Below are 24,285 nucleotides of genomic sequence, written 5' to 3' on the forward strand. Positions count from 1 at the left end.
CTGTTGGGAAATTCCCCGGAGGCGCCGCGTTTTTCGGGGACGCACGTGCCTTCCGCGAGAACGCACGCCGTGGCCGCTCGCGTGCGATAGGCAACACGCCCGGGGGCACGAGACCCGCGTGCGATTTCAACCGCTGGGAATCGCTGACAGGACTGCGGATGGCGCGGCGGCTGCACAGGGCCGCCCTCGCCAACCCCACACAAGGAGCCGTCACATGTGCACCGACTTCCTCGTCGTCGCCTCGGACAAGAGCGTCGTCAATGGCCGCAGCATGGAGTTCGGCGTCGACCTCGACTCGAAGCTCCTGGTCCGAGCCCCCGGTGAGAAGTTCGTCTCCCCTTCCCCCAAGGGACTCAACGGCCTGACGTGGACGACCACCTACGGCTACGTCGGCCTCACCGCCAAGGGCAGCCTCCCCATCATGGTCGACGGGCTCAACACCGCCGGCCTGTCCACCGGCAGCCTGTGGCTGCCCGAGTCCCGCTACCCCAAGGTCACCGACAACGCCAAGGCCCTCACCCTGGCGCAATTCCCCGGCTGGGTGCTCGGCAACTTCGCCACCGTGGCGGAGGTGAAGTCCGCCCTCCAGGAAGGCGAGGCCCAGGTCTGGGAGAGCGACTGGCTGGCCCAATACCTGCCCCTGCACTTCCCCATCCACGACGCTCAGGGCAACAGCCTGGTCGTCGAGTTCCTCGACGGCGAGATGCACCTGCACGACAACCCCGTCGCCGTGCTCACCAACGCGCCGCCCTTCCCCGTCCAACTCCAGAACCTGCGCGACTACGTGGGCCTGTCCCCCTGGGACGCGAAGCGGGTGGAGCTGGGCTCGGAGACCTTCGCCCAGCCCGGCCACGGCAGCGGCCTGCGCGGCCTGCCCGGGGACCCGATGCCACCTTCCCGCTTCGTGCGGGCCGCGTACCTCAAGCAGTTCGCGCGGCCCGTCGCCAACGCCACCGAGGCCACCAGCCTCGCCTTCCACCTGCTCAACACCGTCGACATCCCTCGCGGCACGGTCCGCTCGCTCGATGAGAAATCCCTCAAGGAAGAGGACGACTACACCCAGTGGACCGTGGTCAAGGACCTCACCCACACCGTCCTCAACGTGCGCTTCTACGAGGACCTGCTCATCTACTCGGTGAACCTCAAGACGCTCGACTTCAAGGGCGCCAACGGCAAGACCTTCGCCGTGCCGACGAGCCCCGCATCCATCGACATCACTTCCAAGCTGACGACCTGAGCCGCGGACACCGCACGAGTCCCAAGCTTCGAGAAACACCCCGCGACAGGCCCGTCCCCGTGATTTCCGGGGGCGGGCTGTTTCGTGTCAGGATTGAATGTGCAACCGGTGCACGCGTCGATGCGCCACTCCGCCGGGCTTCCCCAGCGCGGACCCATTCCCATCCTAGGAGCAAACCTCATGAAGCGGCTCATCCAGGGACTGTCCCTGACGTCTCTGTGTCTCTCGCTGGTGGCCTGTGGCGCGAGCAAGTTCTACACGCTCCCCGTCGCGGCGAACGATGCCTCGGCGACCAAGACGTCCATCGGAGTCTGCGCCCTGGAGAGTGGCCTCGAGTCGCATTCCGTGGACAACACGGCCATCGCCGTCACCTACGATGCGACCTCCACGATGTACTACCGTTACAATGGTAACGACGCGTACACCTTCCAGGTCTCCGTGGACGACAAGCAGGTTCCTCCGGCGGAGCTGGAGACCAAGCTCACCACGGTGCGCAAGAAGGGCGAGGAGCTGTACCTCTGCGCCCAGGACCGCATCAACCCGCGCTTCGTCGCCGCCCCCGCCCATGAGCCGTCCCAGACGAACGTCACCATCAACCTGAACGCCCCTGGCGCGAACTCGGCGGACACCGTGTCGGCCGGCGCGTCGGTGTCGACGAACACGAACACGGCCTCGGCCACGACGACGTCCTCCTCCGCGTCGGTGAACCTGAGCGAGGGAACCTGCGCCCGCGCCGTGGACTGCTATGCGCGGCTGGCCAAGACGGTCTGCGAGGGCGCGCAGGACTGCAGCTTCAAGGTGGAGATCTCCGGCAACGACGAGACGGGCTGCCGTGACGCGCTGCTCCGCGTCCCGGACCTGCTCCAGCCGTTCAAGATGATTCGCCCCAACCTCTCCGCGCCGGCCGTCTGCCGCGCCGAGTAGTCCCCAAAGACAACCCGCCTCCGGCGCCGTGCCGGAGCGCGGGCGACAGCGGCCTCCGGTTTCCCAACCCGTGAGGCACGCGGAGTGGACTACCTTGGGCCCCCTCGCCGTGAGCCGAGGCGGGACGGGGTGGTGCCATGAGAGCGACACGCGGACATGTGCTGCTGGGGCTTCTGGTGCTGGTGGGGCTGACGGCCGCGGGCATCGCCGGAGTGACGCTGCGTTATCGGGCCCCTCCGGCTCCCGCCCTGGCGTGGCTCGTGGGAGGGCTGCTGCTCGCGACGTGGAGCGCTCGGGCTTTCTGGAAGCGCGACGCCGACGGCGCGGCCAGGCTGCTCTTGTTCTGTTTCGGGATGCCCGCGGTCGTGCTGGGCATCTGGATGGTGGCCTCCTCGAATTTCAGCGGGCTTCCTCCGTGGCTCGCGCTGGGCTGCGCGGCGGTGACCACGTTCATCGGGGTCCGGATGTGGAAGGACTGGCGGCGGGCGGAGGTATTGCCCAACGTGCTGCTCGAATGGGCGCCGGCCGAGGACGTCCTCGAGGTCGACGGCGTGCACTTCGCCGTGAGACTGGCCGCGACGGAAGAGGGGTCCGCGCCGCTGGAGCTGCACCTGATGGCGCAGGGGTGCGTGGACGCGGAGCGGGCGCTGACGCTGAAGCTGTCCGGGCCTCCCGAGTCGCGGCTGCGCTATCCGCGAGAGACGACGGTCCACCTGGAGGCGGGAGAAGTGGGCCTGCTCATCGTGCCGCTCTTCCCGGTCCCCGGGGCCCCGGCGCCCGGCAAGCTCTCCCTGCAGCCCAGCGCCCGAGGTCCCTCGGCGCCACGCCTGCGTCACTGGCGCGCGCGGCGCTACGAGGGGCCCCTCCATCCCGCGATGAGAGTCCTGGGCCTGTTCGCGGGCATCCTCGCCTGGGGTGGCGGGATGCACGTCGAGGTGGCGGGGGTATCGGAAGGGAAGCCTCCGCCACCCCAACTCCCCGAGGCGCGCTGGAAGGTGCTGTGGCGGCCGGGCGCGGAGGAGATTCAGCAAGCCCGCGCCGCGGCCTGAGCGACAGGCTTCAGTGGATGCGCAGGGCGAGCTTGCCCAGGTGGTGCTTGCCCACGGCCTCGTGCGCGCGGCTGACCTCATCCAGCCGGTAGACCTTCGAGACCTCGACGTGGAAGGGGCCGGACTCGATGAGGCTGTTGAGGCGGCCGAGCACCTTGGGGTTCGCCTCGCCATTGTAGGCGGTCGCCTTGACGCCCTCGGGGCCCTTGGGCGCGGGCTCGACGCCATTGGGGAACGCGATGTGGCCGCCCTTCTTCACGACGGCCTTGAGCAGCTCGTTCACCTTGTCTCCCCCCGCGAGCACCAGCGCCGCGTCGAGGCCGTCCGGAGCGAAGTCCCGCACCGCCTTCGCGACGTCGTCGGAGCGGCCATCCACGGCCTTGTCCGCGCCCAGCTTCTTCATCAACTCCACGCCGTCCGCGCCGGAGGCCACCGCGAGCACCTTGGCTCCGAGCCGCTTCGCCAGTTGCACCGCGAGGTGGCCCACGCCGCCGCTCGCGCCGTACACCAGCAGCGTGGTGCCCTGCCCAACCTTGAGGGTGTCCTCCACGCCTTGGAGGGCCGTGATTCCGTCCGCCGCGAGCACGCCCGCCTGCTCCGCGCTCAGCCCCTTGGGCACGGGCGCGGTGTCCGCGGCCCTCACCGCGGTGTATTCCGCGTAGAAGCCTCCCTTCTCGTTCAGGAAGCCGAAGGCGTAGACCTTGTCGCCGACCTTGAGGTTCTTGACGCCTTCGCCCAGGGCCACGACGGTGCCCGCGCCATCCGTGCCAAGCACGTATGGGAAGGAGGCCTTGCTGCCCGGCTTGTAGCCTTCCATCTCGCCCGCGCGCTCGGCGGGGTCCCACTGGCCGATGCCGGCGGTCTCCACCTGGATGAGCACCTCGCCGAGGCCTACCTGGGGAACGGGGACGGTCTTGGTGCCGAGAACTTCCGGTCCGCCGAAGCGGTCGATGGCGGCGGCCTTCATCTGAGAGGGAACGGAGGTCTTCATGGAAATGACTCCTCGCGGGCGGAGGTCCCGCGCCGGACAGGGTTCCTCCGCAGGCTGGTCATGGGTGGGAGGAATTGCAGAGGAAGCGACGAAGCCCCAAGCCAGGGCCCGCCCTCACGCCCGCCACCCTGGCGCGGGAGGACACCAGGCTGGCGTACAGTCGCGCGGCGGATTTTCCCCGAAGATTCCGGAGGTGGAGATGTCGTCGCGAACGAAGCTGCGCTCGCTGCTCGTCGGTGGTGTCCTGCTTCTGTCCTCCACCGCTGGCAGCGCGAGCGCTCCGAGCGTGTCGCTGGGAGGTGTCGAGCTGCGCGTCTTCGACCGGCAGAAGGGCTCCATCGTCACGGTGGAGGAGGCCTCGGACCCGTATGGGATGAACGTGGACGCGCTGCTGCTGGTGAAGGTGCAGGGCAAGTACGAGGGGGACAAGCCGCTGAAGCTGAAGCTCGTGGTGAGCGCGCCGAAGGAGGAGTCGGAGGCGGGTGAGCGGCGCGCGTGGAAGGTGACGCAGACGCGCGAACTGCACGTGCTCGCGGAGGGCGGCGTCACCGTGGTGCCATTCCTGATGCCCTACGAGTGCTCCTCCACCGTGAAGGTGGTCGCCACGCTGTCGGGCCCGGGCATCAATGGGAGCAAGAAGCTGGACACCGCGTTTCCGTGCGCGGAGTGAGTTGCCTCCACGCGCCGCCCACCCGGAGGCATGCGCCCTTCAGGGTCGGTTTTGCGAGGGGTATCCAAGACAACCCCTCGGATTGCGGCGTGTCAGACCGAACCGGTAGCTTGCATGCATGCCGGACATCCGACTGCCCGCCGAAGCGAAGTTCAAGACTGAGCTGGAAGCCCTCGCCGCCCATGACGACAAGCCCCGTCCTCCTGGATGGGCGCTGTCGCCTCGCGCCGTGGAGACATACATCCTCGGCGGGTCCAAGCCCGTCGGCGGCGTGACGATTACGCCCAAGTACGTCGGCGACAAGGGACTCATCCAGGTCTGCATCGCCACCCTCGCCTCGGACCGCGCGCTGATGCTCGTGGGCGAGCCCGGCACCGCGAAGAGCTGGCTGTCCGAGCACCTGTCCGCCGCCGTCAGCGGCACCTCCGCCCTCATCGTCCAGGGCACCGCCGGGACCAGCGAGGACCACCTCAAGTACTCGTGGAACTACGCGCTGCTGCTCGCGCAGGGCCCCACGCCCGAGGCCCTGGTCCCCTCCCCCGTCCTGCGCGCCATGCGCTCCGGCAAGTTCGCCCGCTTCGAGGAAGTCACCCGCACGTCCCCGGAGATTCAGGACGCCCTCATCTCCATCCTCTCGGAGAAGCAGGTCTCCATCCCGGAGCTGGGCGAGGTGGTCAGCGCCCAGCGCGGCTTCAACCTCATCGCCACCGCGAACACGCGGGACAGGGGCGTCAACGAGATGAGCGCCGCCCTCAAGCGCCGCTTCAACTTCGTCACCGTCCCCGTGGTCGAGGACCTGGAACAGGAAATACAGATTGTGACGAAGCGCGAGGCGGAGCTGCGCAATGACTACCAGGTCGGAGTGCCGCCTCCGGAGGAGCTGTCGCGAATCCTGCTGACGCTCTTCCAGGAGCTGCGCAAGGGCGTGACGAAGGACGGCAAGACGAAGGTCCGCACCCCGGGCGCCGTGCTGTCCACCGCGGAGGCCATCAGCGTGCTGTTCAACAGCTCCATCCTCGCGGAGCAGTTCGGCGGCGGGAAGGTCACCCCCCACGAGCTGGCCGCGTCACTGGTGGGCGCCGTGGTGAAGGAGCAGGAGGACGACGTGAAGGCCCTGCGCGAATACATGGAGACCGTCGCCAAGGGCCGCACCGGCGCGTGGAAGGACCTGTACTCCGCCAGCAAGAAGCTCCTGAGGGGCTGATGGACCTGGACCTGCTCTCCCGGGTGCATCTGTTCCCGGTGCGCCACCACTCGCCGCGCACCACGGCGGTGCTCGGACGCTGGCTGGAGCGCGTGAAGCCGGAGGTCGTTCTCATCGAGGGGCCTTGTGATGCCTCCGACCTGATTGACGTGCTGTGTGACGCGGAGACGAAGCCGCCCATCGCTCTGCTCGGCTACCGCACGGATGACACGCCCGGCTCCGCGCTGTGGCCCTTCGCGGACTACTCCCCCGAATACGCCGCCCTGCGTTGGGCGAAGGTGAATCGCGCCCGCGCGCTGTTCATCGACATCCCTGTCGGCGTCAGCCTCGGCATGGACCGCCATGACGAGACGGCCGGTGTCGAGAGCGAGGAGGTCCCGGAGGGCGAGCGTCACGAGCACTTCCATGACGAAGAGCCGCTCACGGAGCGGTTCGCCCGCGAGCAGGGCTACCGCTCCTTCGAGGAGCTGTGGGAGGCGCTGTTCGAGGCGCCCGACTGGACGCCCGAGGGTTTCCGCCCCGTGCTGCTCGCCTGGGCGGACGTGCTCAACGCGGGGCCTCGCCAGGACTACCACCGCTGGCGCGATGCGTTCATGGCGCGCAAGGTGCTGGAGGTGGTAGCGAGCGGTGTCGCGCCGGAGAAGGTCGCCGTGGTGGCGGGCGCCGCGCACATCGCGGCCTTCCTGGCTCGGGACGTGGAGCCCACGCTGGAGGCGAAGCTGCCCAAGGCGGTGCCCTGCGCGGTGACGGTGATTCCGTACAGCTTCCCCCGGCTGTCCGAGCAGCTCGGCTACGGCGCAGGCAATCGGGCGCCGCACTTCTACCAGAAGGCCCACGAGGCCCAGTGTGACTTCCGGCGCGCGACGCTGGAGGTGCTCATCGACTTCGCCGCGCACCTGCGCATGCGCGGCTTCACCGCGTCGCTGTCGGACGTGCTGGAGGCCTACCGGCTGGCGATGACGTTGGCGGATCTGCGCGAGAAGAGCGCTCCGGGACTGGACGAACTTCGCGAGGCCACCGTGGCCACGCTGTGCCGGGGAGACGCGACGCATGTCGACGCGTTCCTGTGGAAGAGCGTCGTCGGTCATCAAGTGGGACGGGTGGCCAGTCGCATCGGCAAGAACTCGCTCCAGGCGGAGTTCTGGCGGGAGCTGGGCACGCGCCGGCTGCCGAGCACCGACAGCGCGGAGACCTTCACGCTGCGCCTCAACAACACGGTGGAGGTCGGCTCCTCGGTGTTCCTCCACCGCCTGCGCGTGGCGGGGATTCCCTATGCGACGCTCGCGGCCACGGGACAGCAGCGCGCCTCGCCGCAAGAGGCTGGTGGACAAGCCGCGCTGACGCGGGTTCGAGAGTCGTGGCAGGCGCAGTGGACGCCGTCCACGGACGTGGCGCTGGTGGAGAAAATCGTCCTCGGCGACTCGCTGGAAGCCGTGACGACCCGCGTCCTCCAGGAGCAACTGGACGCGGCGAAGACCACGGGCGCCGCCGCGGACGTCCTGTTGGAGTCGGTGATTACCGGCTGCCCGCAGACGATGGCCGCGGCCCTGCGCGCCTGTGACACGCACGCGGCCACGGACGTGGACCTGCCCTCGCTCGCCTCGGCGGCGCGCGCGCTGTCCGGACTGGTGGCCTATGGCACCTCGCGCGCGCACACGGACGTGGGCGACGAGGCGGTGGCGGTGCTCTGCCAGAAGACGTACTCCCGCGCGCTGCTGCGCGTGCGCGAGTCCTGCGCCTGCGCACCGGACGCCCTGCCTTCCGTGGTGGAGGCGCTGCGCACCCTGCACGAGGTGGCGCTGGCCCAGCCGCTCGCGGACAAGGCCGGCTGGCTCGCGGAGGCCCGAGAGCTGATGGACAGCACCACCGTGCACCCGGCGACGTCGGGCCTGGCCACGGGCCTCTTGTATCTGGCGCACGAACTGAGCGAGGCGGAGGTGGCGCTCATCGTCGGACTGCGGCTGTCGCTGGCGGTGGCTCCCGAGGAAGGCGCGTCCTGGCTGGAGGGCTTCCTGGGCGTCAACGCGCTGGTGCTGGTGAAGAACCGCGAGGTGGTGAAGGCCCTGGACGACTTCCTGACCAGCATCGACCCCGAGCGCTTCCGTCAGACCCTGCCGGTATTGAGAAGGGCACTGGGCGTGCTGGGTACCACCGAGCGCCGCTACCTCATGGAGAACGTGGTGGCGGTGCGGCAGCTCGGAGAAAAGGGCCGGGCCGTGAAGACGGTGCTCGAAGAGAAGGACACAGCGAAGCTCAAGGACATGAGCGCCGAGCTGGGCAAGGTGCTCGACGACCTGGACGACCTGCTATGAGCGTGGACCCCAAGGAACTGGCGGAGAAGGACCGGGATGCCCTGCTGCGCTGGCGGCTCGCGCTCGGCCCGACGGCGGAGAAGACGGGAGCCTGTCCCTCGCTGCGGGCCCTGAGCACCCAGGCGGGCTCGGTGGGCGTGGGCGGCGGAGACCTGGAGGCGTTGGATGACGCGCTCTCCTTCGTCTACGGGGAAAAGCGCGCGAGCTCGTCCGGCTCGCGCCCCTACATCCCCGAGTGGCTGGGCGCGCTGCGGACTTTCTTCCGCGACGACGTGATTGCGCTCGTCCAGAAGGATGCCATCGAGAAGAAGGGGCTCACCCAGCTCCTCTTCGAGCCGGAGACGCTGCCCTTCCTCGACAAGAACGTGGAGCTGGTGACGACGCTGGTCAGCGCGCGCGGGCTCATCCCCGATGAGGCGAAGGCGATTGCCCGGCAGATTGTCCGCGAGGTGGTGGAGGAGCTGCGCAAGAAGCTGGAGTCCTCCATCCGCACGGCCGTGTTCGGCGCCCTGCGCAGGGACAGGACGAGCCCGCTGCCGATTGCGCGCAACATCGACTGGAAGCGGACCATCCGGCAGAACCTGAAGGGCTGGGACGCGGAGCACAAGCGACTGGTGCCCGAGCGCTTCTACTTCTGGCCCAACCAGCGCAAGCATCATGAGTGGGATGTGACGCTGGTGGTGGACCAGTCCGGTTCCATGGCGCAGAGCGTGGTGTACAGCTCCGTCATGGCGGCCATCTTCGCGTCACTGGATGTGCTGCGCACGCGCCTCATCCTGTTCGACACGGAGGTGGTGGACATGACGCCCCTGCTTACGGACCCCGTGGAGGTGCTGTTCACCGCGCAGCTCGGCGGCGGAACGGACATCAACCGCGCGGTGGCCTATGCGCAGGCGAACCATGTGCAACGGCCGGAGAAGACCCTCTTCCTGCTGATTACCGACCTCTATGAAGGCGGTGACGCGGAGGAGCTGGTGGCGCGGCTGCGTCAGTTGGTGGACTCGCGGGCGAAGGTGCTGTGCCTGTTGTCGCTGTCGGACGGAGGCAAGCCCACGTACGACCACGCCATGGCGGAGAGGCTCACCGCGCTGGGCATTCCCTGCTTCGGGTGTACGCCCAAACGACTGGTGGATGTGGTGGAGCGGGTGATGCGCAACCAGGACCTGACGCCGCTGCTGACCGCCGACAAGGAGACGCACCATGGCTGAGCCTCGCAAGGTGGCTGCCAGCAGCGGAGGGTTGACGGAAATCATCGGGGACCCCTCGGAGGTGGCGAAGGGCACTCGCATCTTCGACGACAAGCAAATCACCCACCTGTCCCGCTTCGAGAACCGGCTGTTCGCGGATGCGCTGGGCTCCGGGGCGTCGCCCTACAAAGTGTCGCTGGTGTTCGGTGACGGGCGTGAGGTGAAGGGGAAGTGCTCCTGCGTGGCCGCGCGCTCGCGCCCCTTCTGCAAGCACGCGGCGGCGCTGCTGGTGGCGTGGGCTCGCGCGCCGGAAGCCTTCGTCACCACCGATACGGCCCCGGCGGGCGCGGGAGGCCCGGCGAAGAAGAGCGTGAAGAAGGGCAAGACGGAGACGGGCGAGCTGATGAAGGCGGGCGTGGCGCAGGTGTCCACGCTGGTGCGGGAGCTGGGTCTGTCGGGCGTGACGTCCCTGTCCGAGGACCGCGCCGAGCAGGTGCGCGCCCTGGGTGAGTCGCTGCGCGCCAATGGCCTGCGCCGGCTGGCGGCGCGCACGGTGGAGGTGGCGGCCCTGCTGGAGCAGGCGGCGGCGCGGACGGGCACGTTCGAGCCCCCCGTCTTCACCGACCTGGTGGCGGACATGCTGCTCACCGCGCGCAAGGTGGAGAAGCACCTGGGCGGTGAGCCCCTGGAGGACCGCTACGTCGAGGAGCTGATTGGCAAGACGTGGACGAAGAAGGACCGGGCTCCCATCGAGGGGCTGACGCTGGTGGAGTACTCCTTCACCACGCGCACCACGCCCGACAACTTCCTCGTCCGGGAGAGTCGCTTCCTGGAGCTGGGCTCCGGAGCCCACTACACGGAGAAGCAGATCCTCCCCGCCTTCCTCAAGACGGTGGAGCCCAAGAAGAGCCACGCGGGCGTGGTGCTGGAGGAGGCCAAGGGTGGGCAGTACCCGGGCTTCCCGCCTCGGCGGCTGGACCTGGAGGACGCGAAGTCGACGCATCCGCAGGACGACTCGGCGCTGCGGCTGTTGGTGAAGATGGCGCTGCCGGACGTGGGGGCGGCGCTGGCGGCCTTCCAGGAGCACCGCAAGGACGTCTTCGCGCCGGAGCTGCTCCCCGTGGCGCTGCGGGTGCAGACGCTCCTGGCGAGCGGGCAGCGCTCACAGTTGGTGGACTCGGGAGACCGGGGGCTGTTCCTCCCGGCGGACTCGCGGCTGGAGGAGCCCTTCGCCGCGGCGCTGGAAGGGGCCACGTTGAAGGTGGTGCTGGGGGACGTGGGGCTGGAGGCGGCGCTCCCCACGCTGTTCCCGCTCGCGGTGGTGGTGGAGACACCGGAGGGGCTGGAGCTGCGCGGACTGGGGCTGCGGGAGGCAACGGAGGAGCCCACGCGGCGTCGGCGGCGTCGGGCGAAGCCGGAGGCGCCGGTGGCGGTGCCTCGCAGCGGGTGGGCGGACGCGGCGCGCGAAGCGGGGGCGTCTCGCGCGGCCATCGCCCTGGCCGAGGTGCGGGATGAGCTGGCGGAGAAGTTCTCCAACGGGCTGTCCTCGCTGTCTCCGCGCGCGGTGGAGCCGCTGGTGGCCCGGCTGAGGGAGCTGGGGTTGGAGAAGCCCGGAGCGCTGCTGGAGGCGCTGGCGCAGCGGCCCGACGCGGCGGAGCGGTTGGATGACTTCGTCAAGGTGTACCAGGTGCTCGGCATCGCCCTGGTGCGGCTGGCGGGGGCGGCGCAGGTCCAGGGGGACACGTTGGAGCCGGTGCCCACGCACCCGAGCATCCACATCCGGAAGCCCGCGGCGCCGCTGCCTCCGGGTGAGGCGCTGTTGAAGCGGGCTCGCGGAGAGCTGTCTCGTTACGAGGCCGCGGCCCATGCGGCGCACTACTACGCGAGCCTGGACGCGGACTCGCTGCTGGAGTCCCTGTATCCCGCGTGGAGCGACGGCGCGGCGAGCACCTTCGTGGCCCGGGCGGTGGCGGTACGCCCGAAGGAGCGCGTGCTGGAGGTGGTGAAGCAGGCCCTGTCCGAACATCACAGCCGGATGGTGCGCCGCACCGCCATCCAGGTGCTGGGGCAGTTGGAGGTCCATGCGGCGCGAGTGCTGCTGGACGGCATGACACGCAAGGGCCACGACGCGGGCCTGCGGCTCCATGCACGCGAGGTGTTGAACGACGTGCAGGCCCGGGAGACGGGGCCCGCGTCCATCGCGGCGCTCGCGAAGGTGCGACAGGGGAGGATTCGGCCGCTCGCGCAGCGGGCGCTGTCGGAGCCGACTCGGGAAGCGCGGCTGGCGGCGGTGGACCAGCTCGAGGGGTTGGGGCTCACGCAGGCGTGGCCGGTGCTGCGGCAGGTGTTCTACGGAGACCCGTCGAACGAGGTGCGGAGACGCGCGGCCATGGCCCTGGCGTGGCTGGGGGACTCGGAGGTGCTGGACAAGTACGTGCACAGCGTGGAGGCGCGCGACACGGACGACGAGGAGGCCAAGACGGCGGTGTACGCGCTGGGGGTGCTGGGTGACGTGCGCGGCGCGGAGACACTCCTGGCGGCGTTCGTCGACGGGTGGAAGCCGGGCGTCGTGTCCGACTCGCTGAAGACCTTCGGGCTGGCGATGCTGGAGCCGGCCGTCCGATTGGCGGAGACGCGGCCGGAGGCGATGGAGCGACAAGCGCTGCGCAACCTGTTCGAGCGCTTCCCGGCGGAGGCGCTCTCGAAGGTGCTGCTGGCCCACGTGGAGGCGGCGCGCGCGCACCCCGAGCGGCTCACGCGCTTCGGGACGTACCTGAAGCTCGCGAACGAGAACATCCACGGCGCGGGCAAGGTGGTGGCGGCGGCACTGCTCGACATCCCCGATGCGGCCGGGGACAAGACGCTCTCACGCGCGGCGAAGAAGTCGCTCGGGGTGAAGACCTAGCCGCGACGCCGTGCAGGCCAACACCGCGCCGGGGCGCGCACTCAGTCCCCGGCGCGAACACCGCACAGCCCCAACTCACCCCACGCGTGACGACACGTGCGGTCTCACCAGCGACTCCAGGAAGGAGCCGAGCGCGGCGTTGACGAGCGCGGGCTCCTCCACCGTGGAGGAGTGCCCCCCGCGCGGAAGCCGCGTCAGCCGCGAGCCCGGAATCAACTGGTGGAGCCGTTCGGCCTTCGCCGGAACAGTGGCCACGTCCTCTTCCCCCACGACGATGAGCGTGGGCACGCGGATGTTCGGCACCTCGTGTGACACCGCGTTGCGACGGATGACACCGTTCACCGCGCGCCAGATGTCCCGACGGTTCTCCAGCAGCCGCGCCCGCCACAGCGCCCGCTCCTCCGCGCGGTTCGGGTCCGTCAGGAACGTCCGGCCAAACATGATGCGCATCACCGGGTCCACCACCGGCCGCAACCCCGCCATCCGAGCGATGAGGTTGAGCAACGTGTAGCGCGGCACGTTGGCCAGCGGCTCGGCGTCCGCCGACGTATCCAGCAGGCTGAGCGAGCGCACCAACTCCGGCCGGCGCGCCGCGATGCGCATCCCGATGAAGCCTCCCATGGACAGGCCGACGAAGTGACACGGCCCCAGGTCCAGCTTCTCCATCAGCCCCACCGCGTCCAGGTACAGCGTCTCCATGTCGATGGTGCTCGCCTCGGGCACCGCGCTGCGCCCCTGCCCCCGGTGGTCATACGCGATGCAGCGATAGCGACTCCGCAGCGCATCCACCTGCGGGTCGAACAGCCGCGAGCTCCACAACAACCCATGGCTGAACAGGATGGGCTCACCCGAGCCACCCGTATCCTCGTAGTGCAACTCGGTTCCATTCACGGTCAACATCGGCATGGCGGTTCCCTCCCCACGTCCCGCAGGATAGGCCAGCTCGTGACGCGACACGGCACCCGTCTTGCCGCGGTGCGCCGGCTGTCGACTCGCGGACGCCGTGGGAGAACGGACGTGCCCGGGTTACCAGAGCCCCTGGGCCTGGAGCAGGGCCCCCATCTGTCCGGGGGCGGCGGCGCTGGCGGTGAAGAGCCGCTCGGCGGCCTCCGGCGACGGGTCCTCCCAGGTCAGCAGGCCCGTGTCCTCCTCGCGACGACACACCACCAGGCTCGCGCGCACGTGCTCCGCGGACTCGAAGGCGAGCAGGTCCATCAGCACGGGACTCTGGCTGGTGAAGAAGCTCTGCCGCCCCTTGAGCGGCTCCACGCTGGCCCGCACGAGCTGGGGGTGGAGGGAGTGGGCCACCTCATCCACGACGACCACCGCGCGCGCCCGGGCCAGGTAGTGCTGGAGGGCGAGCAGGCGCTTCTGGCCATGACCCAGCTGACGCGCGGAGACCCGCGTGTCTCCGGGGCCTAGGAAGTCCAGCTCCAGGCCCCCGAGCGTGAGGGATTCGTACTTGCCCTCGGGCGACGCCTCCAGGGGAACGAGGCTGGCCTCCGCGGAGGTGAAGCCGAGCAACCGCGACGCGTCGCGAAGGAAGGGGACGGCGTCCGACGGGACGACATACCGCGCGGAGCCCCACTGCGCCGCCGCCAGCCGCCGCAGCCCGTCCAGCAGCGCCTCCGACGCGAGCCCCGTGCCCGTGGCGAGCACACCCTCCGCCCGCCGGGAGAGGCGCAGCTCCACCTGGTAGAGCTGCTCGAAGTAGGCGAGCCCCTCGTCGAAGCGGCTCAGCCCCGCCAGGGCGGACACCTCGCGGGCCATGGCCAGCAGCGGCTCCACCGTGGCCGTGCCCTCGCCCGTCTTCTCCACCCAGGCGATGCCTCCGGACATGAGGACCAGCCACAGCCGGCCGGCGACCTCGGGAGCCAGTCGCTCCTGGACGACGAGCGAGGTGTCACCCTCGCGCGAGACGGTGACCTGGAGCCCCTCGCGACGGATGACCAGCGGCCACGCCATGTCGCGCGGCGACACGACGATGTCCATGGACAGCCCGGAGCCCGCGGGCCCGTCCTGGGGCATCACGGGCACGTTCCGAACCCGCACCGTGATTCGGCCGGTGTCCGCGCTCAGCGCGTACTCCAGTTCGAAGGGCTCCAGGGCCATGGCCGTGAAGTCCGAGCTGGCGACGGCCGCGAGGAGGTCCAGGAGCAAGGTCTTCCCCGTGCCGTTGCGGCCCAGCAGCACGTTGAAGGACGGACTGAACGACAGCCGCGTGCCGGGGTTCACGGAGCGGAACTGGTGGACCTGGAGCCACTGGAGCTTGAGCATCGTCCACCAGCCTCCCCCTCGGACACGCCAGGGTCAACCCTGCCTGTGACACAAAACGCTACTCTCGGAGAAGTCAATCAACACCCATTGTGAACAATTCTTGAGACAGTCAGGCTGCTGGTGCAACGCATTGACGGAGGTCACTCATGTCCCCGCAGCCGCGCCTGATTCGTTTCACTTCGAGGATTTCATTGCTCGCGCTCCTGGCCGCCCTGGGTGCCGTCACCTGGAGCACGCCAGCCCAGGCGCGGACGCCAGGGGGCGTCATCGGCGTCGGGTATTACGACCATCAAGGCCCGCCGCCCTGGGTCGATACGGCTTGCAAGTACACGGCGGTCTACAAACCTTGTCATTGCCCGCCCCCTACCGTCGCCAACTTCGACTCCGCCATGGGCTGTTCCAACGAGAGCCAGGCGTGGGCTGACAGGGACGCGCTGAACTCCTGTACCAACCTCTGTGCGAGGGCGGCCAAGGACTCGCCGGGGGCCGGCAACGGCAACAACAACGGCGGTGTCGCGGGACGTCCAGGGGGCTCGACGAATGGCGGCATCTCGCTCGGCGGCGCCGGCACCCTGGCGGCCCGGGAATCGGGGGGCTATGTGGGGTACGTCCCCTTCAGCCTGGAGCCCATCGGACACGCCGAGCAGAAGGAGCATCTGGCCGAGGCGCTCGTGGAGGCCACCTCCGTCCCCTGGGTCTTCCTCGAAGGGATGGGCGAGTCCATCCAGTGGGAGGACCCGAAGGGCGCGGCGGCCTTCGTCCAGGCCTACTGGAGCGACCGCGGCGCGCCCAACCCCATTGGCCACTGCAAGCACTCCCTTCAGGTCTCCTGTCCTCTCCAGGATGTGAAGCTCGGTGACAGCCTTCAGGTCTGCTCGGGGGAGAGCGACGAGGACGCCCAGAAAATCGCCGAGACGAGCTGCGCGCCGCTGCGCTACGACGCGCTGAGCCGCTCCTGGAAGACCTGGGGCCTCTTCGGCTACCACCACGAGGGCTCGTACCGCGCGCCGACCGCGACGGTCCTCGCCGTGGGTCCCCAGCAGTTCCTCGGCTTCGTGCCCTCCAGCATGGAGGCCATGGGCCCCTCCGAGGACTGGAGCAAGCTGGCGGACGAGCTGCTGGAGCGCACGGAGGGCACCAGCGTGTGGCTCGCCGGACCGCCGGAGTTCTACTCCGCCAAGGAGTAGCGACCCACCGGCCGCGCCCGCTCCGCGGCTCGCACGAGGGGCGGAGTGACGGCCCGCCCAACCCGGGAGGACGGCCCAGTCCCGCCATCCCCGGGAGCCCGGCTTGTCACGACAGGGCGCGACAGGCAGGCTCAGGGCACTTCCGACATGCGCCCTGCTCGTCCCGCCCTGCTCGCCCTCGTCCTCCTCGCATTGCTTGGCACGGCCGCGGGAGTCACCTACGCGCTGCGCCCCCCGGCCTCCACACCGGCCACCGCGAGCGCCTCCCCTCCCACCGCGCCCAAGCCCGTGGCCCAGGCCACGCCACCGCCCGCCGAAGTGAAGGACGGGCACCCGCCGCGCGGCGTCTACGCCGGCGCCGAGGCGTGCGGCGAGTGCCACGAGGACGAGCACGCCGAATGGAGCAAGGGCTGGCACTCGCGCGCGCTGTCCCCCGCGACGTCGAAGTTCGTGGTGGGCGACTACCGCAAGAACACGCACTTCAAGGGAGACTCCAGCGAGGCGTGGATGCGTCGCGACGGTGAGCACCACTTCATGCGCACGAAGGGCGCGGACGGGCAGCTCGCGGAGTTCCCGGTGCAGTGGGTGGTGGGCGGCAAGCGCATGCAGGACCCCGTCACGGTGCTCGCAGACGGTCGCTGGCAGGTGCTGCCCGTCTACTACCACGTCACCGGCAAGGGCGAGTGGGTGGACTACTCGGAGACGAAGCAGGGCGCGCTCACGCCGGACCACCCGTTCTTCTGGGCCAACTTCCGTCGCAGCGCGCAGCACGCGTGTCTGGACTGTCACGTCACCGGACTCGACGCGCGCCACGACCGCGCCACCCACACGTGGACCACGCGCTTCACCGACGCGGGCGTCGCGTGCGAGAGCTGCCACGGGCCCGGCGCCAGGCACGCCGACACGCAGGACCCCAAGGACATCGTCCAGCCGTCGAAGCTGTCCTCGGAGCTGGGCTTCGCGGTGTGCGCGCAGTGCCATGGCCCGCGCCGTCCCCTCTTCCCCATCCTCGACCTGGCGCACCGCTTCCAGCCGGGCCAGAAGTATGAGGACTTCTACCAACCCATCGTCCTCTTCGTGGGCAACGAGCGCTCCGGCGACTACTTCACCGACGGCCGCCCCAGCACCTCCAGCTTCGAGTACCAGGCCCTCATCCAGTCGCAGTGCCACCTGCAGGGCAATGCGACCTGCCTCACCTGTCACACCGCGCCGCACGAGCCACACGCGCCCAACGAGCTGAACCTGCCGGAGAAGACGGCCGCGAAAATCTCCGTGGGCTCGGCCACCTGTCAGCAATGCCACGCGGACCTGTTCGCCGCGGGCGCGAAACACTCCAAGCACACCGGGCGCGCCGCGCAGGACTGCGTGGCCTGTCACATGCCGCCCGTCGTCTCCGGCGTGCTCGACAAGTTCGCGGACCATGCGCTCGACGTGCCCGCGCCGAAGAACACCACGCGCCACGGCATCCCCAATGCCTGCAACACATGTCACACGAAGGAGACGCCGGAGGCCATGGACCAGGCCCTGGCGAAAATGTGGCCGGACTCCGCGAAGCGGCAGGAGCGGCGCGTGCGCCTGGCGGACGCCTTCGACGACAAGACCGCGGACACCAGCCGGCCCGCGCTGGAGGCCGTGCTCGCGGACACGAAGGAAGCCGCGTCGCTGCGTGGCGTGGCGGCGAAGGTGCTCGGGCGGCGATACAAGCGCGAGGCCGTGCCCGCCCTGCGCGCCGCGCTGAAGGGGACGCAGGACAGCCTGCTGCGCGCGGACGTCATCGAGGCGCTGGGCGCCGTGGGAGGCAAGGAGGCCACCGAGGACCTGGCGGCGCTGCTCCAGGATGGCTCCACGTGGGTGCGCCAGTCCGCGGCGCTGACGCTGGCGAGCTTCGGCGACGCGCGCGGCACCGCGGCCGTGGAGGCGCTGGCGTCGCGGCCGGAGACCTCCGGGCTGGTCCAACCGCACATCATGCTCGGGCAGCTCGCCGTGCGTCGGAAGGACCTGACCACCGCCATCCGCGAGTTCGAGCGGGCGTTGGATTTGCAGCCCTACAACGCCGACGCGCTCGTCCGCCTGGCCGACCTCTATGTCGTCCAGGGACAGGTGGAGAAGGGCAAGGAGCGGCTCGAGGACGCGCTGCGCTTCGACCCACAGAGCCGCGCGGCGAAGCAGCGTCTGTCCATGCTCAAACAGGGTCGCTGAGCGGAGGACGCGAGCCCGCGGGCGCTCCATCCACTGCTGAGCAGGCTCTCGTCCCTTTTGTCAGACAGGCGGGGACCGGCCCCGGGGTACGTGGCCGGTATCGGGTGCCTCCCCTACCTCAGGGCACCCGATATGAACGCCCTGCTGCTCGCCCTCCTCCTCTCGCACCCTGGCTCCGAGCCAGGGGTGCCGCTCGCCCAGGCCCGGCCGCCGTCCGCCGTGCGACAGCGGCCCCAGGGACACGGCGCGCCCAAGGTGCTGCCCATCCAGAATCCCAGGCCACAGTCGGCCCAGGGACAGGGCATTCCCGTGACGCCCCAGGGAGCGCCGTCACAGGCGCCCGGCGCGCCACGGCGGGGCACCCCTCCCCAGGGGCAATGGGACACGTCCGCCCCAGGGCCCGGTGAGGACACCGGGACGAGCGACGACCCGCCGGAGCCACCGCAGCCCGAAGTGTCGGACCCGCTGCTGACGCCCATGCCGCCCGCGCCCATCCAGGTGAAGTCCTGGGAGGAGGCGCTGGACATGGTGCGGCAGAGCTCCACCGACTTGAGGACCGCGCTGGCCCAGGTGGAGTCCGCGGCGGGACAGGCGCGCATCGCGCTGGCGGGCCTGCTGCCCGTCATCACCGGCACGGTGGGCGTGCAGTACAACGTGCTGGACCCCGACTCGACGACCTTCATCGGCGGCGGCACGGGGGGTGGCGTGGGCGGTGGCGTGGGGGGAGGCATTGGCGGCGGTGTCGGCGGGGGCACGGGGACGGACAGCGTCCTGAGACCCACTCAGCCGCCGTTCGCGGGAATCCTCTCGGCCTCCGTGCCGCTGTTCGACCTGCAGGCCATTGACGCACGGCGCACGGCGCGGGAGGCCCAGCGCGCCGCGGCGTGGTCGCTCGCGGAGACGCGGCGTCAGCTCAGCGGCGCGCTCGCCCGGGCGCTGGTGCAGGTGGCCGCGCAGGAGCGACTGGCCGACGTCAACCGCGTCAACCTGCGCACCGCGCTGGAGCGGCTCGCCCTCGCGCAGCGGCGGTTGGATTTGGGCGCGGGCACCCGGTTGGACGTGGTGCGCGTGAAGCAGGACGCCGAGTCCGCGCGCGCCCTCGTCGTGTTGGGTGACGAGAATCTGCGACAGGCGCGCGAGGCGCTCGGGCTCGCACTCGGGTTGCCGCAGGCGGTGGGCCTGGCGAAGGGCGTGCGCGTGGACGAACTGCTCCAGAGCGCGCGGAAGGACTGCCGCCAGCTTCCAGAACTGGAGGGGCGCTCGGACCTGGCGGCGGCGCGCTCGCGCTTCAGGGTGGCGCAGCGGCAGGTCAGCTCGGTGAAGGCGCAGTACGCGCCCTCGATATCGCTGACGAGCACGACCATTGCCCTCACGGTGGAGGAAGACTTCGTCAACGTGCCCATCTGGAACATCGGAGCCAGCCTGCTCTTGCCCTTCTGGGACGGCGGGGCACGCGAGGGACTGCTGCGACAGTCCCGCGCGGAGGCGGAGGTCGCGCGCCAGCAGGTGGTTCAACTGGAGCGCTCCGTCACGGTGGAAGTCACCCAGGCGCGGCGTGGCGTGAAGGTCTCCCAGGCCTCGCGGGACATCTCGTCGCAGGAGCGGGTACTGGCCGAGGAGAACGACAGGCTCACCCGACGCAGTTTCGAGGTGGGCACGGGCACCAGCCTGGAGCTCATCCAGACAGCGGCGGCGCTGCGACAGGCGGAGCTGGCGCTGGTGGTGCGCGAGTTCCAGCTGGAGCAGGCGCGCGTCGAGGCATTCCTTGCGGAGGCGGCATGCGACTGGTGAGGACATGGGGCGCGGGGTGCGCGGTGGCGCTGGCGCTGGCGGGGTGCAAGGGCTCGAAGGAGGGAGACGCCCCCCAGGGCGGGCAGGCCGGCGCGGGGACGGCCCTGTCCGTGCAGACGCTGGCGCTGTCGCCCGGCGAGGTGCAGGAGGCCGGCGAGTACGTGGGCACGCTCATCTCCCGCAGCAGCATCTCCCTGTATCCCCAGGTCGCCGGCTACGTGCAGGCGATTCCGGTGCGCCCCGGCTCTCGCGCGCAGCGCAACGAGGTGCTGCTGGTGGTGGACCCGCGCAGGGAGCAGGCGGGGCTGCGCGCCACCCAGGCCCAGCGCGCGTCGGCGCTGGCGCAGCGCGAGTTCGCCCGGCGCACCCGGGAGCGCAGCGCGCAGTTGCTCAAGGAAGGGCTCCAGAGCCGCCAGGACTATGACCAGGCGGTGGCGCAGGCGCAGCAGGCGGAGGCGAGCGCGCGGGCGATTGAAGCGCAAATCCAGTCGCAGCGCGTGCAGCTCGGTTTCTACGAGGTGAGCGCGCCCTTCGCGGGCGTGGTGGGAGACATCCCGGTGAAGGTGGGCGACTACGTCACGCCGCAGACGCGGCTCACGTCGCTGGACCAGAGCAAGGTGCTGGAGCTGTCCGTGCAGGTGCCGGTGGACCGCGCCCAGCGCGTGCAGGTGGGGAAGACTCCGCTGGAGGTGCTGGACACGGAAGGCAAGGTGCTGGTGTCCGCGCCCGCCTTCTTCGTGGCGCCCACGCCCGCCGCGACGACGCAGTTGGTGGAGGTGAAGGCCGCCTTCGAGAACACGGGCAGGCTGCGCGCGGGGCAGCTGGTGCGCGCGCGGGTGGTGTACGCATCGCGCGAGGCGCTCACCGTGCCCACCGTCGCGGTGACGCAAATCAGCAGCCAGTCCTTCGTGTACCTGGTGGGCTCGGCCGACGGAGGCACCGTCGCGCAGCGCACGCCACTGGACGTGGGAGAAGTCACGGGCAACGACTACGAGGTGACGGGAGGGCTGGACGCCGGGGCCCAGGTGGTGGTGACGGGGTTGCAGTTGCTGCGCGATGGCCAGCCCATCAAACCCACGCCCGCGAAGCCCGAGGACCAGGGTGTGGGCGGCGCCTCCGACGCGGGCCAGTGAGAGGACGGCATGTTCACTGACTTCTTCATCCGCAGGCCCATCTTCGCCAGCGTGCTGTCCATCCTCATCACGCTGACGGGGGCCATCAGCATCCCCTCGCTGCCCATCGAGCAGTACCCGGACCTGTCGCTGCCGGAAGTGCAGGTGACGGCGACGTACATCGGCGCGTCGGCGGAGACGGTGGAGAGCGCCGTGACGACGGTGCTGGAGCGCCAGCTCAACGGCGTCCAGGGGATGCGCTACATCTCCTCCACCAGCAGCAACACGGGGCAGAGCAGCATCACCGTGACGTTCGACCAGGACCGCGACCTGGACATCGCGGCGGTGGACGTGCAGAACCGCGTGGCCACCGCGTCGCCCCAGCTCCCCGCCGCCGTCAACGCGCTGGGCATCACCGTCAACAAGGCGCAGACGCAGCTGCTCATGGCCTTTGGCCTGTTCGACGCGGAGAACCGCTACGACACGGGCTTCCTGAGCAACTACGCGGACGTCTACATCCGCGACGCGCTCCTGCGCGTGAAGGGCGTGGGCGACGTGCGCATCTTCGGCGAGCGGCGCTTCGCGATGCGGCTGTGGCTGGACCCGACGGAGCTGGCGCGGCGCAGGCTGCAGGCCTCCGACGTGGTGGCGGCGCTGAGCACGCAGAACGTGCAGGTGGGCGCCGGACAGGTGGGCCAGGAGCCGGCGCCTCCGGGGCAGAACTTCCAGTTCACGTTGCAGGTGCAGGGGCAGCTCGCCACGGCCGAGCAGTTCGGGGCCATCGTGGTGCAGCGTGGCCAGGATGGCTCGCTGGTGCGGGTGCGGGACGTGGGCCGGGTGGAGCTGGGCGCGGAGAACTACGCGCAGTTGCTGCGCTTCAACGGCCGGGACGCCGTGGGCCTGGGCATCTTCCAGCTCCCGGGCTCCAACGCGCTGGAGGTGCGCGACGGCGTCGTCGCGGAGCTCAACCGCCTGCAGAAGAGCTTCCCCCCGGGCATGAAGTACGAGGCCGCCTTCGACACCACCGTCGCGGTGCAGGCGTCGATTGAAGAGGTGCTCGTCACGCTGGGCGAGGCGGTGCTCCTCGTCGTGCTGGTCATCTTCATCTTCCTGCACGGCTGGCGCAGCGTGCTGGTGGTCGCCACCACGCTGCCGGTGTCACTGATTGGCACCTTCCTCTTCGTCAGCGCGTTCGGCTTCTCGCTCAACACCCTCACCCTCTTCGGCCTCACGCTGGCCACGGGTCTGGTGGTCGACGACGCCATCGTCGTCATCGAGAACGTGGAGCGCACCATGGAGGAGGGCTACTCGCCGCGCGAGGCCACGCAGCGGGGCATGCGCCAGGTGGCGGGCGCCGTGGTGGCCATCGCCCTGGTGCTGTCCGCGGTGTTCGTCCCGGTGTCCTTCTTCCCGGGCACCACCGGCTCCATCTACCGCCAGTTCGCGCTCACCCTTGCCTTCTCCATCAGCCTCTCCGCGCTGGTGGCGCTGACGCTCTCCCCTGCCCTGTGCGCCCGGCTGCTGCGGCCTCAAGAGGGCCAGAAGTGGCTGGCGTTCCGCAAGTTCGACAAGGGCATGGACCGCTTCCGCGACAGCTATGGCCGGCTCCTGGAGAAGCTCATCGGCCCGCTGAAGTGGCCGGTGGTCATCGTGTTCGCGTTGTGCCTCGTCGGCACCGTGCTGGTGTACCGGGCCACGCCCTCCGGCTTCATCCCGGACGAGGACCAGGGCTACATCATCGTCGCCGTGCAGGGCCCGGAGGGCACGTCGCTCGACTACACGCGGCGGGTGCTGCTCCAGACGGAGGACGTGCTGAAGAAGCAGCCCGAAGTGGTCGACATCTTCACCGTGGGCGGCTTCTCGCTGCTGGGCACCGGCGCCAACTACGGCACCCTCTTCGTCAACCTGAAGCCCTGGGACGAACGCAAGACGCGCGAGGAGAGCGTGGCGGGCCTGGTGGAGCGGCTGCGCGGTCCGCTCATCGGCATTGGCGGGGCGCGCGTGCTGCCCTTCCAGCCTCCGGCCATCCGAGGCGTGGGCAGCGTGGGCGGCTTCGAGTTCGTCCTGGAGGACCAGCTGGGCGGACGCTCCCTGTCGGACCTGGCGAAGACGACGGAGGCGCTGGTGGGCAAGGCCAACCAGGCCCCGGTGCTGCGCGGGGTGTTCTCCTCCTTCACCGCCAACACGCCGCTGCTCGATATCCAGGTGGACCGGGAGAAGGCGCTGTCGCTCGGCGTGCCGTTGGACTCGCTCTTCTCCACGCTCCAGGTGTACCTGGGCAGCCAGTACGTCAACGACTTCACCTTCTCCAGCCGCGTGTATCGCGTGTACGTGCAGGCGGCGATGCCCTTCCGCAGCGAGCCCAGGGACATTGGCGCGCTCTATGTGCGCTCGGCGGGCGGGGACATGGTGCCGCTGGAGGCCCTGGTGCGAATCAAGCCCATCACCAGCGCGCAGAACATCCAGCACTACAACCTGTATCGCTCCGCGGAATTGAACGGGCAGGCGGCCCCGGGCTCCAGCAGCGGCGCGGCGCTGGAGGCCATGGAGGGCGCGGCGCGCGAGGTGCTGCCAGAGGGGTACACCTACGAGTGGACGGGCCTGTCGCTGGAGCAGAAGGAAGCGGGTGGGCGCGTGCTCCTCATCTTCGGACTCGGTATCGTCTTCGTGTTCCTGGTCCTCTCCGCGCAGTATGAGAGCTTCGCGCTGCCCTTCGTCATCCTCCTCGGGGTGCCGGTGGCCATGCTGGGTGCGCTCGGGTTCCAGAACCTGCGCGGCCTGCAGAACGACGTCTTCTGCCAGGTGGGGCTTGTGATGCTCGTCGGACTCTCCAGCAAGAACGCCATCCTCATCGTCGAGTTCGCCGAGCAACTGCGTCACGAGGGAAGGAGCGTGATGGACTCCGCGATTGAGTCCGCGCGCACGCGCCTGCGTCCCATCCTGATGACGTCGTTCGCCTTCCTCATGGGCGTGGTGCCGCTGGTGCTCGCCTCGGGCGCGGGCGCGGCGGCGCGCAAGTCCCTGGGGACCACCGTGTTCGGCGGCATGTTGCTGTCGACCTTCGTCAACCTCATCTTCATCCCCGTGCTGTACGCGGTGGTGGAGTCCACGCGCTCCCGACTCCTCAAGCGGCACGAACACGCACGGCCCGATGGCGGAGGAACACCACCGCCCAACGAGCCGCCGCGTCCACAGCCGGCCTGAGCCACGTGGCGGGGCCGATACGACCCAATATCCCAA

General features: G+C 69.9%; 16 protein-coding genes. 13 read left to right on the forward strand and 3 right to left on the reverse strand.

Annotation, left to right across the window (positions count from 1 at the left end):
- Positions 1-214 precede the first annotated feature (214 nt).
- The 3 genes from HUA78_RS23195 to HUA78_RS23205 all read left to right on the forward strand — a co-directional run bounded on the left by HUA78_RS23195 (position 215) and on the right by HUA78_RS23205 (position 3,210).
- Positions 215-1,237, forward strand: a complete 1,023-nt coding sequence (locus HUA78_RS23195) for a linear amide C-N hydrolase (RefSeq protein WP_141643043.1) — start codon at positions 215-217, stop codon at positions 1,235-1,237.
- Between the two features lie 180 nt (positions 1,238-1,417).
- The gene (locus tag HUA78_RS23200; protein ID WP_254623850.1) at positions 1,418-2,161 is read left to right on the forward strand and encodes a hypothetical protein; all 744 of its coding nucleotides are present in this window, start codon (positions 1,418-1,420) and stop codon (positions 2,159-2,161) included.
- Positions 2,162-2,298: 137 nt separating this feature from the next.
- Positions 2,299-3,210 (forward strand): hypothetical protein, encoded by a 912-nt coding sequence (locus tag HUA78_RS23205; RefSeq protein WP_174466855.1) that lies wholly within the window; start codon positions 2,299-2,301, stop codon positions 3,208-3,210.
- A 10-nt stretch (positions 3,211-3,220) separates the two neighbouring features.
- On the opposite strand, the gene HUA78_RS23210 is transcribed toward HUA78_RS23205, so the two are convergent.
- A complete protein-coding gene (locus HUA78_RS23210; RefSeq protein WP_174477169.1) occupies positions 3,221-4,201 on the reverse strand; it encodes an NADP-dependent oxidoreductase in 981 nt (326 codons plus the stop codon).
- A gap of 199 nt (positions 4,202-4,400) precedes the next feature.
- On the opposite strand from HUA78_RS23210, the gene HUA78_RS23215 reads away from it, so the two are divergent.
- The 5 genes from HUA78_RS23215 (at position 4,401) to HUA78_RS23235 (ending at position 12,479) form a co-directional block, all read left to right on the forward strand.
- Positions 4,401-4,871, forward strand: a complete 471-nt coding sequence (locus tag HUA78_RS23215; protein WP_174477170.1) for a hypothetical protein — start codon at positions 4,401-4,403, stop codon at positions 4,869-4,871.
- Between the two features lie 118 nt (positions 4,872-4,989).
- Positions 4,990-6,075 (forward strand): AAA family ATPase, encoded by a 1,086-nt coding sequence (locus HUA78_RS23220; protein WP_141643040.1) that lies wholly within the window; start codon positions 4,990-4,992, stop codon positions 6,073-6,075.
- A complete protein-coding gene (locus HUA78_RS23225) occupies positions 6,075-8,387 on the forward strand; it encodes a DUF5682 family protein (RefSeq protein ID WP_174477171.1) in 2,313 nt (770 codons plus the stop codon). The genes HUA78_RS23220 and HUA78_RS23225 overlap by 1 nt, the downstream gene beginning before the upstream one ends.
- Positions 8,384-9,595, forward strand: a complete 1,212-nt coding sequence (locus HUA78_RS23230; protein ID WP_174477172.1) for a VWA domain-containing protein — start codon at positions 8,384-8,386, stop codon at positions 9,593-9,595. Before HUA78_RS23225 ends, HUA78_RS23230 begins: the two co-directional genes overlap by 4 nt.
- Complete coding sequence (locus HUA78_RS23235) at positions 9,588-12,479, forward strand: HEAT repeat domain-containing protein (RefSeq protein ID WP_174466851.1); 2,892 nt, start codon at positions 9,588-9,590, stop codon at positions 12,477-12,479. Before HUA78_RS23230 ends, HUA78_RS23235 begins: the two co-directional genes overlap by 8 nt.
- A gap of 75 nt (positions 12,480-12,554) precedes the next feature.
- Here the strand turns inward: HUA78_RS23235 and HUA78_RS23240 are convergent, their stop codons facing one another.
- Positions 12,555-13,385, reverse strand: coding sequence for an alpha/beta fold hydrolase (locus tag HUA78_RS23240; protein WP_174477173.1), 831 nt, complete (start codon positions 13,383-13,385; stop codon positions 12,555-12,557).
- A gap of 120 nt (positions 13,386-13,505) precedes the next feature.
- Complete coding sequence (locus tag HUA78_RS23245; RefSeq protein WP_174460505.1) at positions 13,506-14,756, reverse strand: AAA family ATPase; 1,251 nt, start codon at positions 14,754-14,756, stop codon at positions 13,506-13,508.
- 146 nt (positions 14,757-14,902) lie between these two features.
- Between HUA78_RS23245 and HUA78_RS23250 the strand changes: the two genes are divergently transcribed.
- The 5 genes from HUA78_RS23250 (at position 14,903) to HUA78_RS23270 (ending at position 24,249) form a co-directional block, all read left to right on the forward strand.
- Positions 14,903-15,943, forward strand: a complete 1,041-nt coding sequence (locus tag HUA78_RS23250; RefSeq protein ID WP_174466849.1) for a hypothetical protein — start codon at positions 14,903-14,905, stop codon at positions 15,941-15,943.
- 147 nt (positions 15,944-16,090) lie between these two features.
- Entirely contained in the window at positions 16,091-18,142 is a 2,052-nt protein-coding gene (locus HUA78_RS23255; RefSeq protein WP_174458190.1) for a HEAT repeat domain-containing protein, read from the forward strand.
- A gap of 132 nt (positions 18,143-18,274) precedes the next feature.
- Positions 18,275-19,933 (forward strand): TolC family protein, encoded by a 1,659-nt coding sequence (locus HUA78_RS23260; RefSeq protein WP_174477174.1) that lies wholly within the window; start codon positions 18,275-18,277, stop codon positions 19,931-19,933.
- Positions 19,921-21,066, forward strand: coding sequence for an efflux RND transporter periplasmic adaptor subunit (locus HUA78_RS23265; RefSeq protein WP_174477175.1), 1,146 nt, complete (start codon positions 19,921-19,923; stop codon positions 21,064-21,066). Before HUA78_RS23260 ends, HUA78_RS23265 begins: the two co-directional genes overlap by 13 nt.
- A gap of 9 nt (positions 21,067-21,075) precedes the next feature.
- Positions 21,076-24,249, forward strand: coding sequence for an efflux RND transporter permease subunit (locus HUA78_RS23270; RefSeq protein ID WP_174477176.1), 3,174 nt, complete (start codon positions 21,076-21,078; stop codon positions 24,247-24,249).
- Positions 24,250-24,285 lie beyond the last annotated feature (36 nt).

Origin of the sequence: Myxococcus sp. CA033 (assembly GCF_013336625.1) — a bacterium.
Lineage (GTDB): Bacteria > Myxococcota > Myxococcia > Myxococcales > Myxococcaceae > Myxococcus > Myxococcus llanfairpwllgwyngyllgogerychwyrndrobwllllantysiliogogogochensis.